The sequence below is a fragment of the Streptomyces sp. NRRL F-5135 genome (assembly GCF_000719775.1).
GTDB classification, from domain to species: domain Bacteria; phylum Actinomycetota; class Actinomycetes; order Streptomycetales; family Streptomycetaceae; genus Streptomyces; species Streptomyces hebeiensis.
In genome coordinates this window covers 58,757-72,861 of record NZ_JOHR01000006.1, presented here as the reverse complement: position 1 = coordinate 72,861, position 14,105 = coordinate 58,757, and the positions used below count along the sequence as shown (strand labels likewise).

Sequence of the window (14,105 nt, the reverse complement as noted above, 5' to 3'; positions counted from 1 at the left end):
GCACATGGCCGCGGAACGCCGGGCGGGGAAGGGGTCGTCAGCTGGTGATCGGGTCCGTCTTGGTGCAGTTCTTGAACTCCACCCACGGCCGGGCGCCGCCGTTCTGCGGGCCCGTCGCGTAGGTCGGGTCGCCGGTGATGACCTGGTCCCGCTCCTCGTGCGTGATGTCGATGCCGAAGAGCTTGAAGCCCGCGGTCACACTGCCCGCCGAGATGCCGAACCCGATGCCCACCGAGGCGTTCCACCAGTCGGTGTTGGCCTTGTAGTCGATCCGCGTGAGCTTGCCCTTGTCGTGCAGCAGCCGCTCCAGCGGGCCGGTGTCCGAGTCCGGTGCCTCCGCGGCGTCCGAGGGGGTGGGCAGCGCGTCACCGGCGGGGAAGTCGCCGCGCCCGCGCAGCCAGTCCTCCACGAGCTTGCTGTCCCCGTCGTTGTCCAGCGCCACCTCGGCCGACTCGACGTGTACCTGGGACTCGATGGTGCCGCCACCGCCGCCGACCTCGATCGTCACCGGACCGGCGTTGGCACCTGCGCCGGCCTTGGCGCCCGGGCCCGCGCCGGCCTCCTCGCTGGTGGTGATCGTCAGCTTCTCGGGGTGGTGCGGGTCGCCGTTCTTCTCCTCCTCGTCATAGGCCGCGGCGTCGTAGGTGACCGACACCTGCTGCATGCGGGAGCCCTTGGCCTGGGCGCCCTGGCCGCCGCCACCGCTGACGGTGAAGGTGTAGATGAAGGTGATCTTCCCCGCGTCCGGTCCGGTCTTGGCGCGCATGACCACCACGTCCTCGGTCATGGACGCGTTGAGCCCCTCGGTGCTGATGGAGCCGAGGTCCTTGGGCTCGCCCTTGTCGTTCTTCTGGTTCTTGCTCTTGAAGCTCTTGCCGAAGCTCACGCCGCCGGCCTTCTCCGTGGTGGACTTGGTGATGTCGACGTCCGGTGCCTTCTCCGGCGGGAGGTCGGGCAGCTTGTCCTTCGCGCCGTGGCTGCAGATCATGCCGAGTTCGGCGGCCCTGGCCCCGGTCTTGTTGTTGCACTTCTCCTGGGCCTTCAGATACTCGGCGAACTCCTTCGCGTCCTCCAGGTTGGCCTTGAGGTCGGCGTTGGTGTCGCCCGTCTTGTTCCCGTTGAACAGCCACTGTCCGCCGCTGCCGCTGCTCTTGACGTAGCTTCCGCTCAGCGAGGCGCTGCCGCCCCAGTCCTCCAGGCCCTTGATGCCGGTGGAGATGCTGGCCGTGACCCCGCCACCGGTCTCGGTGACGCGCTCAAGTGTGACCGTGCCGTCGGACCACTGCTGCACCTTGACGTACTCGGAGCCCCTGATCTTGATGAAGAGGACCTCGACCACGACGGTGGTCTTGGTCTCCTCGGAGGAGAGCAGGCACTTGGCCGGCTGGAACGGATCGTCGGGGTTCGGGCCGGGCGTGCCGTCGTCCCCCGGCCCGCCGCCGTCGTCCCCGGGGCCGCCCGCCTCGTCGCCCTTGTCGCACGCCCCGGCCCCGTCCATCGGGTTGAGTGCGCGGCACACCCAGTACTTCAGGCCGGTGGCCTCGTCCTGGGGGATCGTGAGGCCCAGGATCGCCGCGATGACGAGAGAGACGACGCCTATCATCGCGGCGTACTCGGTGCCGCCCTGCCCGCGGTCCCTACGGGCAGGAGCATGCCAAACATGGAAGCTTCTGGCTCGTCTCACCACGCACTCCTTGTCCACGCGTCGCCCGTCCCGGGTCCGAGCGGACGAGGGGGGTCCCGAGCAGATTAGGGATGGGTCCGGGCCCATCAGCAGGGCCCGGGGGCCCAGTTGCGGGCCCAGACACGCGTACTGCCGGAAACGGGCGGCCGGACGGGGCGGAACGGGCACGCGGGCCGCCGCACGCGGAGCCCTCCGCGGCAGGGATCGCCGCGCGGCTGCCCCTTGCCGTGCCCGGTTCGGGCCGCCGCGCGTCCGCCTCCTCGGCGCCCGGTTCGGGCCGCCGCGCGGCCCGTCCTCTGCCCGCGATCCCCCGCGACGCGGGAAGTTGCCGGAATTCGATCAGTGTCCGGATGAACCCGACGCGGCCGTCGTACGTCTTCCGTGCGGACGCCACCCCTCTGCCGCCCTTCCACTCGGAAGCGGCCGAGGGCGGGACGGAGCATACCGAGTATGTACACGGGCGCCGCTCCGCTCCCAAGGGCGATCTCACCCTGTCAATACCTCATCCCTGGGGGAGAGTTGCCGAGAAACACACGCAGGGCAGGCGCGGCCGTGGTGGCCGCCCTGCTCACAGCCGGGCTCACGACCGGGGCCGCCTCGGGAGCGACGGACTCCGGTTCCCGCGCCGGCGGGGACACCGGGAACGGCACGACCGCCGGGCGGCAGGAACGGCCCGCACCCTCCGTCGTCACACTGATCACCGGTGACCGGGTCCACCTGGACGCCAAGGGCCAAGTGACCCGCGTCCAGCGCGGCGAGGGCCGCGAGCACGTCCGCATAGCCGTCAAGCGGGCCGGGGGCGCGACCTACGCCATACCGTCCGACGCGGCGAAGCTGATAGCCCGAGGCACCCTGGACCGGAGGCTGTTCAACGTCACCGCCCTGGTCGAGGACGAGTACGACGACGCGCACCGGAACACACTGCCGCTGATCGTGTCGTACAACGCCTCGAAGGCGCGGGCGAAGGCGGCCTTCTCGGCGGCGGATGTCGCCGTGCGCAGGACCCTGCCCGCGGTGCGCGGCGAGGCGCTGACCGCGCCGAAGGCCGGCACGGCCGAGGTCTGGCGGGCCCTGACCACCCCCGGCCCGCGGACCGGCGCGGCGCGCACGGCGGCACCGGGCATCGAGCGGGTCTGGCTGGACGGCCGGCGCAAGGCCGCTCTCGACAGAAGCGTTCCGCGGATAGGCGCCCCGGCCGCCTGGCAGGCCGGCTACGACGGTACGGGAGTGAAGGTCGCCGTCCTGGACACCGGCGTCGACGAGACCCACCCGGACCTCAAAAACGCCGAGATCGCCCAGAAGGACTTCTCCGGTTCCGGGAACACCGTGGACCACGTGGGCCATGGCACGCACGTCGCCTCCACCGTCGCGGGCAGCGGCGCCCGGTCGGGCGGCTCGTACAAGGGCGTGGCGCCCGGCGCGAAGATCCTGGACGGCAAGGTGCTGGACGACGCCGGGTTCGGCGACGACTCGGGCATCATCGCCGGTATGCAGTGGGCCGCCGACCAGGGCGCGAAGGTGGCCAACCTGAGTCTCGGCGGCGGGGACACCACGGAGGTCGACCCCCTGGAGGCCGCCGTCGACCGGCTCTCCGCGGAGAAGGGGATCCTCTTCGTCATCGCCGCGGGCAACGAGGGCCCCGGCGAGGGGACCATCAGCTCCCCGGGCAGCGCCGCCTCCGCCCTCACCGTCGGCGCGGTGGACCGTGCGGACCGGATCGCCGACTTCTCCTCCACCGGCCCGACGGCCGACGGCTCGCTGAAGCCCGACATCACCGCGCCGGGCGTGGACATCGTCGCGGCGAAGGCGGCCCAGGGGGATCTCGGCGACCCGGCGGCCGACGGCTACGTGTCGATGTCCGGTACGTCCATGGCGACCCCGCATGTCGCGGGCGCCGCCGCCCTGCTCGCCCAGCAGCACCCGGACTGGCCGGGGCAGCGCATCAAGCAGACGCTCACCGCGTCCGCGAAGCCCACCGCAGGACTGACGGCCGGTCAGCAGGGCGCCGGGCGCACCGACCTGACCCGCGCGATCAGCCAGACGGTGGTGTCCGAGCAGACCTCGGTGAGCTTCGGGGGGCAGCCCTGGCCGCACACCGACGACACCCCGGTGACGAAGTCCCTCACCTACCGCAACACCGGCAAGGAGCCCGTCACCCTCGACCTGTCGCTGGAGACCGTCGGCCCCAAGGGCGACCCCGCCCCCGCCGGCTTCTTCGCGCTCGGGGCCCGGCGGGTCACCGTGCCGGCGGGCGGCGCGGAGAGCGTCACCCTCACCGCCGACACCCGCGTCGGTGACGTGGACGGCGCCTTCTCCGGCGCGGTCGTCGCGCGCGCGGACAAGGGCGGCCAGAGCGTCCGCACCACGTTCGGCGCGCACCGCGAGGTGGAGTCGTACGACCTCACGCTGAAGTTCATCGACACCAAGGGCAGGCCCGCGCAGACCGCCGACACCACCGTCTACGGACACGACACCGACTTCTGGAAGGATCCGGCCGACACCGACGGCGACGGTGTCACCACCCTCCGGGTGCCCAAGGGCGACTTCCTGGTCTCGGCCGCGGTGGAGACCCCGGTCGGCGGTGACGCCGAACCCGAGATCGCCACGATGGCCCGGCCGAAGCTCTCGGTCACCCGGGACACGACGCTCACCTTCGACGCGCGCCAGGCCAAGCCGGTGAACATCACCGCGCCGGAGTCCGCCCGCCCCGGGGAGGCGTACCACGTCTTCAAGTCGGACTACGCGAGCGGCCGCGGTCTCGGAAGCTCCTTGTACCTGGACTCGTTCAAGGGGTACCGGACCGGCCAGGTCGGTGCCCCGGTGCCCGCGAAGGAGTTCAGCTCGCAGCTCGGCGGCGTGTGGCAGAAGGGCAGCACGAGCTACAACCTGCTGTACAACCGGACCGGTTCGCTCCACACGGGGCTCACCCACCGGGCGACCCCTGCCGAACTGGCCCGCGTGGACCTGAAGGTCGGCGCCTCCGCCAAGAAGGCGAAGGGATCGGTCAACGGCTTCTGGAACCACGCGGGCTACGGGATCGGGACCGGCACCGCGTCGTTCCCCCTGCCCGCCACGGCGAAGACGTACGTCACCACGCCCAAGGGCTTCTCCTGGGAGTTCAACGTCGGCCAGGACGGCGCCACGGAGGACGACTACGGGCTGTCCTTCAGGTCCGACCCGGCCAGGGAGTACGTGGCGGGCGGGACCTACACGAAGACGTACAACGTCGGTGTGTTCGGCCCCCGCGTGGGCGGGGAGGACGTGGCGCGTCGGCTGGACAACCAACTCGACTACTGCGTCAACGAGTTCACCGATGGCGCCGGGCACTCCGGCAGCTCCGAGGTGAGCGCGCAGCGCACGGTGGTCACCGTCGGCGGAAAGAAGATCATCGACGAGAAGGGGCCGCTCTGCTCGGGAGCCGACGGCCTGCCGGCGGCCTCCGCCACGTACCGCCTCAGCACGGAGGCCACCCGCTCCACCGCGGTCGCCGGGGTCACCACGCGGCTCTCCGCCGCCTGGTCGTTCACCTCGAAGAGGACCACGGGCGAGAAGCCGGTGACGCTCCCGCTGTCCACCGTACGCTTCCACCCGAAGCTGGACCTGACCAGCACCGCCCAGGCCGGGAAGAGGGTCACCGTGCCGCTGTCCCTCCAGGGACCGGCCGCGGGCAAGGGGCTGAAGTCCCTTGCCGTCCAGGTGTCCTACGACGGTGGCAAGAAGTGGGCCAAGGCCCCGGTCGCCACCGGCAAGGACGGTGCCAGGAGTCTCGCCCTGAACCACCCGAAGAACGCGAAGTCGGTGTCGTTCAAGGCGAGGCTCACCGACAAGCAGGGCAACACCTATGACGTGACCGTCATCAAGGCGTACCTGCTCAAGTGACACCGTGCCTCCGGACGGCCCGGCTCCGCTTGACCTTGACACGGTGACAAGGCCTTCACTGTGGCCAGGGAGGTGGTCCTGATGGCCATGCCGGAAGAGGACACGAACACGATGCGGGCTCTCCAGGGGCTGGAGGACGACAGCCCGTCGGTCCGGCTGCGGGCGGCGCTCGCGGCCGGCACGACCCCCGACCCGGGGGTCATCGGCAAGCTCGTCGAGCGATGTGCGGTCGAACCCGAGTTCTACGTCCGCGACATGCTGACGTGGGCACTCACCCGCCACGCGGCATCGCTGACGGTCCCGGTGCTTCTCGGAGAAGTCCGCTCGGACCGCGCTCAGGCGCGGAGCCAGGCACTGCACACGCTGTCCAAGATCGGGGGGCGGCAGGCGTGGCCGGCGATCACACCGGCGCTGCTGTCCGACGCCGACGACGAGGTGGCCAGGAGCGCCTGGCGGGCAGCGGTCGTGCTCGTGCCCGAAGGCGAGGAGCGCGAGCTGGTCGTAGTGCTGGCGGCACAGCTCGGGCGGGGCGAACACGCGACGCGGCTGAGCCTCAGCCGGGCGCTGATCTCGCTCGGGGAGGTGATGCTGCCGACGTTGGGCGCGGCGACGACGGATCCCGATCCCCGCGTGCGCGCGCACGCGATCGCCACGGAACGGCTGTGGCGCGACCCGGATGCCGGGTTCGAGTTCGCGACCGAGGAGGCGAAGCGCGTCGTGGCCCTCGGCGAGGTCGGCCGGCAGGGGAGGTAGGCGGTGTTGATCGGTGATGTCGCGCGGCGGTCCGGGGTCAGCGCCCGCATGCTCAGGCATTACGAATCGCTCGGCCTCGTGCGGCCGACGGGTCGTACCCACGCCGGCTACCGCGAGTACTCCGCCGAGGACATCCGGCGCGTCTTCCACGTCGAGAGCTTGCGGTCCTTGGGGCTGTCGCTGCGCGACGTCGGGCGTGCGCTGGACGATCCCGGCTTCGCGCCCGCGGAGCTCGTCGACGACCTCGTCCGCCGGACGCGGGACCGTATCGCGGCGGAGACGGCACTGCTCACCCGCCTCCGTCGGATCGGTGCCGCGGAGCCCGCCGGCTGGGAGGACGTCCTCCAGGCCGTCGCGCTCCTCCAGGCGTTGGGGTCGAAGAGCGCGGGGGCGCGGCAGCGCGCGGCCCTGTCCGCGGTCGAGGCGGTCCCCGTGCCGGTGGACGCACTGGTCGAGGCCGTGCTGAGCGAGTCGGACCCGAACGTCGCCGGAGCCCTTCGCTGGGCTCTGGCGCGATCGGGCGAGGACGCGCCGGCACTGCTTGCGGAGGGCCTCGGTTCACCCGAGGCCGAAGTGCGGGAACGCGCTGTCCGGTCTCTCGCCGAGATTCCGGACGGTCAGGCGACCGCACTGCTGCGGGACGCCCTCACGCACCCGGACATCGTGGTCCGCGGCTACGCGGCTCTGGAGCTCGGGGCACGTGGCGTGGCCGACGCGGTCCCCACGCTCATCGACCTGATCGTCGAGGGGAGGAACGACGCCGACGCGGCCGACGCGCTGACCACGCTGGCGAGCGAACCCGCGTTGGCGGACCGGATCGCTGCGGTCCTCGTCGACCTGGCCCACGGCACCGTTGGGTCGTCCGCACGCCGACGGCTGACACAGGCCCTCGCGGGGATCCCGGGAGACATGACGGCACGTGCCCTCGCGGACCTGTCACATGACAAGGACCGTGCCGTCGCGCTCACCGCGACGTACATTCTCGTGCTGCGCGACGCACGGCAGTGACTCTCTCCCGGGACCGCGCGGGCCCAGTCGTCGGTGGTCACCGCCGACAGACCCGGGCAGTGTCACGCTCCGGTGGTCGAGCCGGGGCGGACGATCATGAGGACGACCACGATCGCCCAGAGAAGGTTGAAGACGCCCGTGAGCGCGGAGAGCCGGGCCGCCGCGGGGCCGGCCTCCGCCGCGGTGGACCCGGACCCCTCGTCGGCGGTGTCCGCGGGCCGCTCCAGCAGGCGTTCCTGCTGGGGCAGTATCGCCAGCGCCAGGACCCCCGCCGCGATCGCGGTCAACACGAGCGACACGATCAGCCAGGCGTCGGTGAGCACGTCCAGTTGTACAGCGGTGGCGATGCCGAAGACCGGGACGACGACCCCCACCACCGCGTAAGCCCGGCAGACCCGGTGCAGGAACGCGGCGATCCCGGCGGCCCGTCCGTCCGCGCTGGCGTCACGTCCGTCCGTGTTCCCGCCGCTCCCGCCGCTCCCGCGGTTCTCGCCGTTCCCGCGGTTCTCGCCGCCGGGTGCCGACTGCCGCGCGTAGCGGGGGAAGAGGGAGGCGGCCACGGCGATCGGACCGATCGCCAGGATCGCCGCGAGAACGTGCACGGACAGCAGCAGCTTGGTCATGGAACCCCTCCGGATGCATATATTGGCTGCCAATAGATAGCACGCCTATGGCTTCGATAGGTAGGCTGCCTACTCATGAAGTCGGACGCGGTACGGGGACACTTGGACGGGCTGCTGCTGGCCGTGCTGGAGCCGGGCCCGTTGCACGGTTACGCGATCATCACAGCGGTGCAGCGGCGCAGCGGAGGCGCGCTCGAACTGCGCACGGGCACGATCTACCCGGCACTGAACCGGCTGGAGCGGCTCGGACTGCTGAGCAGCAACTGGCAGTCGGTCGGGGAGCGGAGACGGCGTTGCTACGAACTCACCGACGCGGGACGGGCCGGCCTCGCCGAGGAGCGGACGGCCTGGCGCGAGTTCACGACGGCGATCGGGTCCGTCCTGGACCCCGTCGCCCGTCCCGGGCACGCCGTATGAGCGGCGCCGGCCGACGGGCCGACCCCGTCGAGGAGTACGCCGCGACGCTGGCGGCGGCCCTGCGCGGACCGGCCCGGGCGAAGGCCCGGATGGTCGAGGAGATGCGCGACGGCCTCGCGGACGCGGCGGAGGCGCACACGCGGCAGGGGACGCCCCGCCGTCGGGCCGTCGACCTCGCGGTGCGGGAGTTCGGGACGGTCGACGAGGTCGCGCCGAGCTGCCAGCGGGAACTGACCGTCGCGCAGACCCGGCACACTGCCCGGACCGTCGTCCTCAGCGCCCCTCTTCTGATCGTCTGCTGGTACCCGCTCCTGGCCGCCGGCGACGGCCCGGGCCGGGAACTGCCGGGCCCGGCCCGGCTGCTGGCCGTTCAGCTGGCCGGTGTGGCGGCAGTCGCCGCCCTGCTCGCCGTGGTGACGCTGGCCGCGACCGGCCCGCTCGCCCGTCGGCTGCCGGTGCCGCGGGGGCTGCCCCTGGCGGTCGCGTGGACGGGGACGACAGCCGGCGTGGCCATGGTTCTCGCCACGCTCACCCTCGCCATCGCCTCCCCGTCCGCCGGGAACTGGCCGCTCATCACGTTCGCCTGCGGGCTCACGGCCGTCGCGCACGGCATGGTGGCGGCCTCGGCACGGATGTGCCGCGTGTGCGCCCGCACGTAGGCCGTGGGCCGCGGCGGGCTTCTGCTTCCTGTCGGCCGACCGGCCTGACCTGGTCGCAGTACTCACGGGGCCGACCAGGACGGTGCGGGTGCGGGTGACGGTGTTCGTGAGGTGGGCGCGTCCGACACGGCAGATGGGGCGAATGCGGCAAACGCGAGGCGCGCGGAGCGGAGGTACGACGCCCTGCACGCGGTGATGGCCGCCGCGATGGCGTGGACCCCGCCGTGCCGGCGGCCCGAGCCCGCGAGAGGTCCCGGCCGGCGCCGTGGCGCCGCTCCGACGGATGCCGACCGGGTACGGGTGATCCACGTGGACGCCCCGGGCCCGTCGGCCGGGCACCCGCGCACCGGACGTCGTCCGCCCCCGTGCCACAGGGACGGACGACGCCGGATGCGCGCGACCTCGCCCAACAGCGGTCCGGCTAGCAGATGTTCTGCCGGCTGTTGACAAGCCTGATGTTGCGGAAGGTGGTATTGATGCCGCAGGGGTTCTCGGTTATCTGAGAGTCGGTCACCGTCAGGTTCTGCACGGTGATGTCGGAGTTGTTGGCGAACTCCGAGCGGGCCGCGAGCCGGATCTCCCCGCCGCCGGTGACACTGCCGCTCTGCGCGGCGAGGTTCACGTTGTAGCAGTTCTCGATCAGGATGGCGTTGTTGCCGGTTCCGGAGAGATTGACGCGGTCGATGACCGCGCCACCGCTCTCGGACACGCAGAAGACCCCGCGTCCGCCACCGCGGGCGACGACCTCGCCCACGCGGATGTTGGTGGGATAGCCGCTGCCCACCCGCCCGTTGCGGTTGGCCATACGGAACGCCGCGTAGCCGGTGCCCGCACCGGCGCCGTCCGCGTCCACCTTGGTGACGGTGGCGTTGACGGTCTGGTTCAGCAGCAGGCCGGACTCGCCCACGTCGCGGGCGGTGACCGTGCCGATGGTCAGGCCGTCGACTCCGTACGTCTCCACGGCGTGGCTGCTCGCGCCGGACACGTAGACGTTGTCGATCCGGACGTTCCGTGTCCACTGGGTGGTGTCGCCCCGGTTGTCGATGCGTACGCCCAGACCGGCCGCGAGGCGCATGTCGATCCGGCCGAGCACGACGTTCTGGACGTTGCGCATGAAGATGCCGTACAGCGGGGTGCCCGTCACACTGAGGTTCTGGACCTCGATGTCGCGGGCGCCGCGTGCGTAGACGGGCGCCTGGTCACCGGAACCGGACCCGGTGACGTTGATCGTGCCGCAGACGTCGAGCGTGGTGTAACTCGGCAGGGAGATCCTGGAACCCGCGCCGATGGAGCCCGAGCCCCGCACCACGACCCGTTCCTTCGAAGTCCGGCCCGCCGTGAGGCTGTTGACCGCCGCCTGAACCGCGGCGCGCATGTCCGTTCCGGTGTACACCACACCGCTGCCGCGCCGGGCGGTCCAGGTGTTGCCGCTGAGCACGGCCTCCGCCTGGTAGGAGCCGTCGCCGCACGCCGCCGCGCGCCTGGGAGCCGGGTCGGCGGCCGGATCCGCCGCCGCGCTCGGGGGACCCGTCAGCGCGGCGGCGCCGGTGAACAGGACAGCGGCCAAGGAGGACAGGACAACGCCCGGTCTCCCGCGTCCGGTTGCCGCCGTGCCGGCACGGCGGTCCGTGGCTCTGTGCTTTTCCATGTCGTCTTCTCCTGTGGGGGGAGGGGCGCTTGCGGGGCCAGAGGGACAAGCGTGCTGTGCTCGCGTCCGTGGTCGTCGTCCTCCGCGGTTCTCCCGTCCCGTTCCCACCGCGTGCCGACGCCCGTTCCGTACGCGTCGGTGTGGTCACCGGAGCAGGTGGCCGTCGTGAGCGACTCGACCTGGGGCGGCCAGGCGTTCGGCACGGCGAGCGCGGGTCGAGCGCTGCTGCAGCAAGCGTTTTCTACGGCGCGGCCGTCAGTCTGGCAACGGGGCGGAAGAGCGTCAAGAGGCGGTACGAGAGGCCGTGACGCACTGCGCGCCGGCCCCTGAGACGGCAGGCGACGTCACCACTGAGCGCCGCGGCGGGGCCGCGGCGCTCACGAGGTCGGGGCCGCGCACGATCCCGGCCGTGTCCCGAGCCGGTTACCGCCTCGGTCCCCCGACGGCGTAGGCCGCGGTGCCGACGACCGCCAGCACCAGGGCCGTCCAGGTGCTCGCCGCCGTGCCGGGCGGCAGCAGCATCCAGGTCGCCATCCGCATCGGCGTACTCGTCGGGGGCGGGGCGAAGAACGTGAACGAGAGCCAGGCGAACGGCAGCGTCCACGCGTACTGGCCGCCCGAGAGCGCCGCGCCCAGGGCGGCCAGTCCCATCAGCCCCGCGGTGTCCCGGACGACGAACGCGGTGGTGGCCATGTCCCCGCCCACCGCCTGCACGGCCAGCAGCACCGCGGCGACGACCGCTCCGGCGAGCAGCACGTGCGCCGCTCTGCGGGGCACCCAGCGGATCGCGGCCGTCCGGTCCAGCGCGAGGTCCTGCCCGCTGAGCCCGATCGAGGCCGCCATCGCGCCCGCGGCGAGGACGAGCACGGGCAGCCGCGGATCGCCGGGCCCCTCGCCCCCGTCCCGGCCGAGTGCCCACACCGCCACCGCGCCGATCACCACCGCCGCGATCGACGCGGGTATCTGTCGCGAGCGCGCGTACAGCCTCAGCCATCTCACCGGGAGGCACCGCCGGACAGCGCGTCGAGCGCGTCTCCCTCGCAGGAGAACGCGGCGGCGCGCATCGCGTCGATCCGCGAGCGCTGCTCGGCCCGCGGCAGTGCCTCGAGGTCCTTCCACACCTCGCGGGCGTCGATGTCGAACTGGCGGCGCAAGTCCGCCAAGTCCGTGCCGGGCAGCGACCTGAGGTCCCCGAGGACCCAGCCCACCGCGACGGTCCGCGCGATGTCCTCTCCGCCCGTGCCGCTCCAGCCGACGGGGGAGCACCCCGGCACCATGCCCTTGGCGATCAGGGCCAAGGTCAGCTCCTCACCCCGCGCGGCGGCGACGATGTCGTCGTCGAAGTCGAAGAGCACGGTCTCGCGGGACCACCGCGGTGTGGAACCCTCCGGCGGTACGGTGGCGTTCTCCCGGACCGAGACCGGCGCCTGGTCGCCCAGCGCGCCGTGCAGCAGGCGCAGCGCCTCCTTTCCGGGGCCCGCGAGGTCGGTGAGGTGTGCCCGCTGCGTTGTGGTCACGCACACCGGGCCGTCGCACACCAACTCCGCGGCGGCCTTGTCGAGGACGTACATCCGGCGTGGGTCGGAGGGGAGGACGAGCAGGGCGATCGCCGCGCCCGCCAGGACGGGTGCCAGGGCGATCAGCCGGGTGCGCGGGGTGGCGGCGACCAGCAGCGCGAAGCCGGTCGCGGCCATGCCGAGCAGCCAGATCGTCTGCCCGACGTGCACGGAGAGGGAGAGTGTGACAAGCGCGTCGCGCACCTCCTGCACCGCCGGTGACAGCAGCGAGAGCCGGTTCGGCTCCGTGATGGGGATCCCTGTCGCCGTGTCCGTCTCCGTCCGTCCCAGCGTGGTGTGCATGAGGGCCGTGAAGACGAAGGCGCCCATGGCCAGCGCGGGCGGGGTGAGCACGAACGGCAGGGCTCGCGCGGCCCCCATGCCGAGCACGGCCCCCGCCACCAGCGAGAGCGCCCCCACCAGCGAGATCGGCAGCCATCCGAGGTGCGTGTACTCGGTGTTGGCGAACACCTGGACCGCGCCCAGGAGGACGAGGAGCGCGAAGGCCGAGGCCAGCGTGATCGCCGTCGCGCCCGCCGGCACCGCCGCCCGGTGCCGGACCGGCCGCGGTGTGCTCGACAGCAGCTCGGACATCTTCGAACGGTGGTCGCGCAGGCCCTGCAACGCACCCAGACCCACGGCGAGCGGCCACAGGTAGAACAGCAGGCCGCGGATCCACAGGGCCATGGACGTCCACTGGGCCGTCCACGCCGTGGTGCCCTCCCCCCACGCGGCGTTCACCAGGTACAGGAACGCCAGCGCCGTCGCCAGGACCACGGCACCGGCCCACGGGGCGACGGAGCGCTTCAGCTCGGTGCGCAGCACGCGGTTCACCAGGCGCCCTTTCCCTGGCCAGGGCCCCGCAGCAGTGCCGAGTAGCCGCGCTCCAGCGGGCTGTCGCCCACGTGCTCGGGGCCGCCGGCCGCCGCCAGATCGTCCGGGGTGCCCTGGAAGACCAGTCTCCCCTCGGCGAAGAGCACCACATCGGTGCAGGCGGCGGCCACGTCCTCCACGAGGTGGGTCGAGACGACGACGCAGGTGTCCTTGCCCAGTTCCTGCAGCAGCTCGCGGAAGCGCAGCCGCTGCGCCGGGTCCAGGCCGACCGTGGGCTCGTCCAGCAGCAGGACCGACGGGTCGTTGACGATGGCCTGGGCGATGCCGACCCGCCGCACCATGCCGCCGGACAGGGTCTTCATCCGCTTGTCGGCACGGTCGGCCAGGCCGACCCGCTCCACGGCGCGCTGCACCGCCGCGGGGATGTCCGCCTTGGGCACCTCTTTCAACCACGCCATGTACTCGACGAACTCGCGCACCGTGAAACGCTTGTAGTAGCCGAACTCCTGCGGCAGATAGCCGGTCCGGCGGCGCAGCGCACGGTGCTCGCCCATGCCGCCCACGGACTCGCCGAGCAACTCCAGCGTGCCCGCGGCCGGGCGCAGCACGGTGGCCAGCGCCCGGATGAGGGTGGTCTTGCCCGCCCCGTTGGGCCCGAGCAGACCGTGTACGCCGGTGCCCAGCGACAGGTCGAGCCCGTCGACGGCCATCTTCTTCCTGCCGACCCTGACCTTCAGCCCAGTGGCCCGGATCTCCCAGGCGTAGGGCGTCGGTGCGATGTCGGCCGCGCTCACCGCGGGCATCATGTGGTGGTCCTTTCCGATGGTCGACGATGGGCTCCCGGCACGGCGTACGCGCCCTTGCGGGCGATCACGACACAGGTGCCGGGCGCGAGGACCAGCCGCACACGGGCAGACCGACCGTCTACGGGACAGCGGTCTCCCGGACGGACAGCACCGCGGGCGCGATGGCCGGGGTACGTGTCCGAACTCCGACGCGGGCCGCCGCGGCGCGTCGCCGACGTCACCACTGACGGCCGCCCGC

11 protein-coding genes are annotated in these 14,105 nt (G+C 72.3%); 5 read left to right on the top strand and 6 right to left on the bottom strand.

Features of this window, described 5'->3' with window-relative positions:
• Nucleotides 1-37: 37 nt before the first annotated feature.
• The gene (locus tag IG02_RS42120; RefSeq protein WP_030744818.1) at nucleotides 38-1,603 is read right to left on the bottom strand and encodes a hypothetical protein; all 1,566 of its coding nucleotides are present in this window, start codon (nucleotides 1,601-1,603) and stop codon (nucleotides 38-40) included.
• A gap of 600 nt (nucleotides 1,604-2,203) precedes the next feature.
• On the opposite strand from IG02_RS42120, the gene IG02_RS0110935 reads away from it, so the two are divergent.
• The 3 genes from IG02_RS0110935 to IG02_RS0110925 all read left to right on the top strand — a co-directional run bounded on the left by IG02_RS0110935 (nucleotide 2,204) and on the right by IG02_RS0110925 (nucleotide 7,324).
• Nucleotides 2,204-5,563, top strand: coding sequence for a S8 family serine peptidase (locus tag IG02_RS0110935; RefSeq protein ID WP_051764829.1), 3,360 nt, complete (start codon nucleotides 2,204-2,206; stop codon nucleotides 5,561-5,563).
• 81 nt (nucleotides 5,564-5,644) lie between these two features.
• Entirely contained in the window at nucleotides 5,645-6,316 is a 672-nt protein-coding gene (locus tag IG02_RS0110930; RefSeq protein ID WP_030744812.1) for a HEAT repeat domain-containing protein, read from the top strand.
• A 3-nt stretch (nucleotides 6,317-6,319) separates the two neighbouring features.
• Nucleotides 6,320-7,324 (top strand): HEAT repeat domain-containing protein, encoded by a 1,005-nt coding sequence (locus IG02_RS0110925; RefSeq protein ID WP_030744811.1) that lies wholly within the window; start codon nucleotides 6,320-6,322, stop codon nucleotides 7,322-7,324.
• A 62-nt stretch (nucleotides 7,325-7,386) separates the two neighbouring features.
• Here the strand turns inward: IG02_RS0110925 and IG02_RS0110920 are convergent, their stop codons facing one another.
• Nucleotides 7,387-7,947 (bottom strand): hypothetical protein, encoded by a 561-nt coding sequence (locus tag IG02_RS0110920; RefSeq protein WP_030744810.1) that lies wholly within the window; start codon nucleotides 7,945-7,947, stop codon nucleotides 7,387-7,389.
• A gap of 75 nt (nucleotides 7,948-8,022) precedes the next feature.
• Here IG02_RS0110920 and IG02_RS0110915 point away from each other — a divergent pair, with 75 nt between their 5' ends.
• Together IG02_RS0110915 and IG02_RS0110910 are read left to right on the top strand one after the other, a co-directional pair.
• Entirely contained in the window at nucleotides 8,023-8,364 is a 342-nt protein-coding gene (locus IG02_RS0110915; protein WP_030744809.1) for a PadR family transcriptional regulator, read from the top strand.
• Nucleotides 8,361-9,023, top strand: a complete 663-nt coding sequence (locus IG02_RS0110910; protein ID WP_030744807.1) for a permease prefix domain 1-containing protein — start codon at nucleotides 8,361-8,363, stop codon at nucleotides 9,021-9,023. Before IG02_RS0110915 ends, IG02_RS0110910 begins: the two co-directional genes overlap by 4 nt.
• Before the next feature lie 421 nt (nucleotides 9,024-9,444).
• Here IG02_RS0110910 and IG02_RS0110905 read toward each other — a convergent pair whose 3' ends face one another.
• The 4 genes from IG02_RS0110905 to IG02_RS0110890 form a co-directional block, all read right to left on the bottom strand.
• Nucleotides 9,445-10,671: a hypothetical protein gene (locus IG02_RS0110905; RefSeq protein ID WP_051764828.1), complete on the bottom strand. Its 1,227-nt coding sequence runs from the start codon at nucleotides 10,669-10,671 to the stop codon at nucleotides 9,445-9,447.
• 423 nt (nucleotides 10,672-11,094) lie between these two features.
• Nucleotides 11,095-11,670: a hypothetical protein gene (locus tag IG02_RS0110900; protein ID WP_030744801.1), complete on the bottom strand. Its 576-nt coding sequence runs from the start codon at nucleotides 11,668-11,670 to the stop codon at nucleotides 11,095-11,097.
• Entirely contained in the window at nucleotides 11,667-13,064 is a 1,398-nt protein-coding gene (locus IG02_RS0110895; protein WP_030745514.1) for a hypothetical protein, read from the bottom strand. Before IG02_RS0110895 ends, IG02_RS0110900 begins: the two co-directional genes overlap by 4 nt.
• Nucleotides 13,058-13,864: an ABC transporter ATP-binding protein gene (locus tag IG02_RS0110890; RefSeq protein WP_037802777.1), complete on the bottom strand. Its 807-nt coding sequence runs from the start codon at nucleotides 13,862-13,864 to the stop codon at nucleotides 13,058-13,060. Before IG02_RS0110890 ends, IG02_RS0110895 begins: the two co-directional genes overlap by 7 nt.
• Nucleotides 13,865-14,105: the final 241 nt, after the last annotated feature.

Excerpts from the sequence above, each read along its gene's own strand:
- IG02_RS0110930 (WP_030744812.1), top strand. The coding sequence starts at position 5,645 with ATGGCCATGCCGGAAGAGGACACGAACACGATGCGGGCTCTCCAGGGG.
- IG02_RS0110920 (WP_030744810.1), bottom strand. The coding sequence starts at position 7,947 with ATGACCAAGCTGCTGCTGTCCGTGCACGTTCTCGCGGCGATCCTGGCG.
- IG02_RS0110915 (WP_030744809.1), top strand. The coding sequence starts at position 8,023 with ATGAAGTCGGACGCGGTACGGGGACACTTGGACGGGCTGCTGCTGGCC.
- IG02_RS0110890 (WP_037802777.1), bottom strand. The coding sequence starts at position 13,864 with ATGCCCGCGGTGAGCGCGGCCGACATCGCACCGACGCCCTACGCCTGG.
- IG02_RS0110905 (WP_051764828.1), bottom strand. The coding sequence starts at position 10,671 with ATGGAAAAGCACAGAGCCACGGACCGCCGTGCCGGCACGGCGGCAACC.
- IG02_RS0110910 (WP_030744807.1), top strand. The coding sequence starts at position 8,361 with ATGAGCGGCGCCGGCCGACGGGCCGACCCCGTCGAGGAGTACGCCGCG.
- IG02_RS42120 (WP_030744818.1), bottom strand. The coding sequence starts at position 1,603 with ATGATAGGCGTCGTCTCTCTCGTCATCGCGGCGATCCTGGGCCTCACG.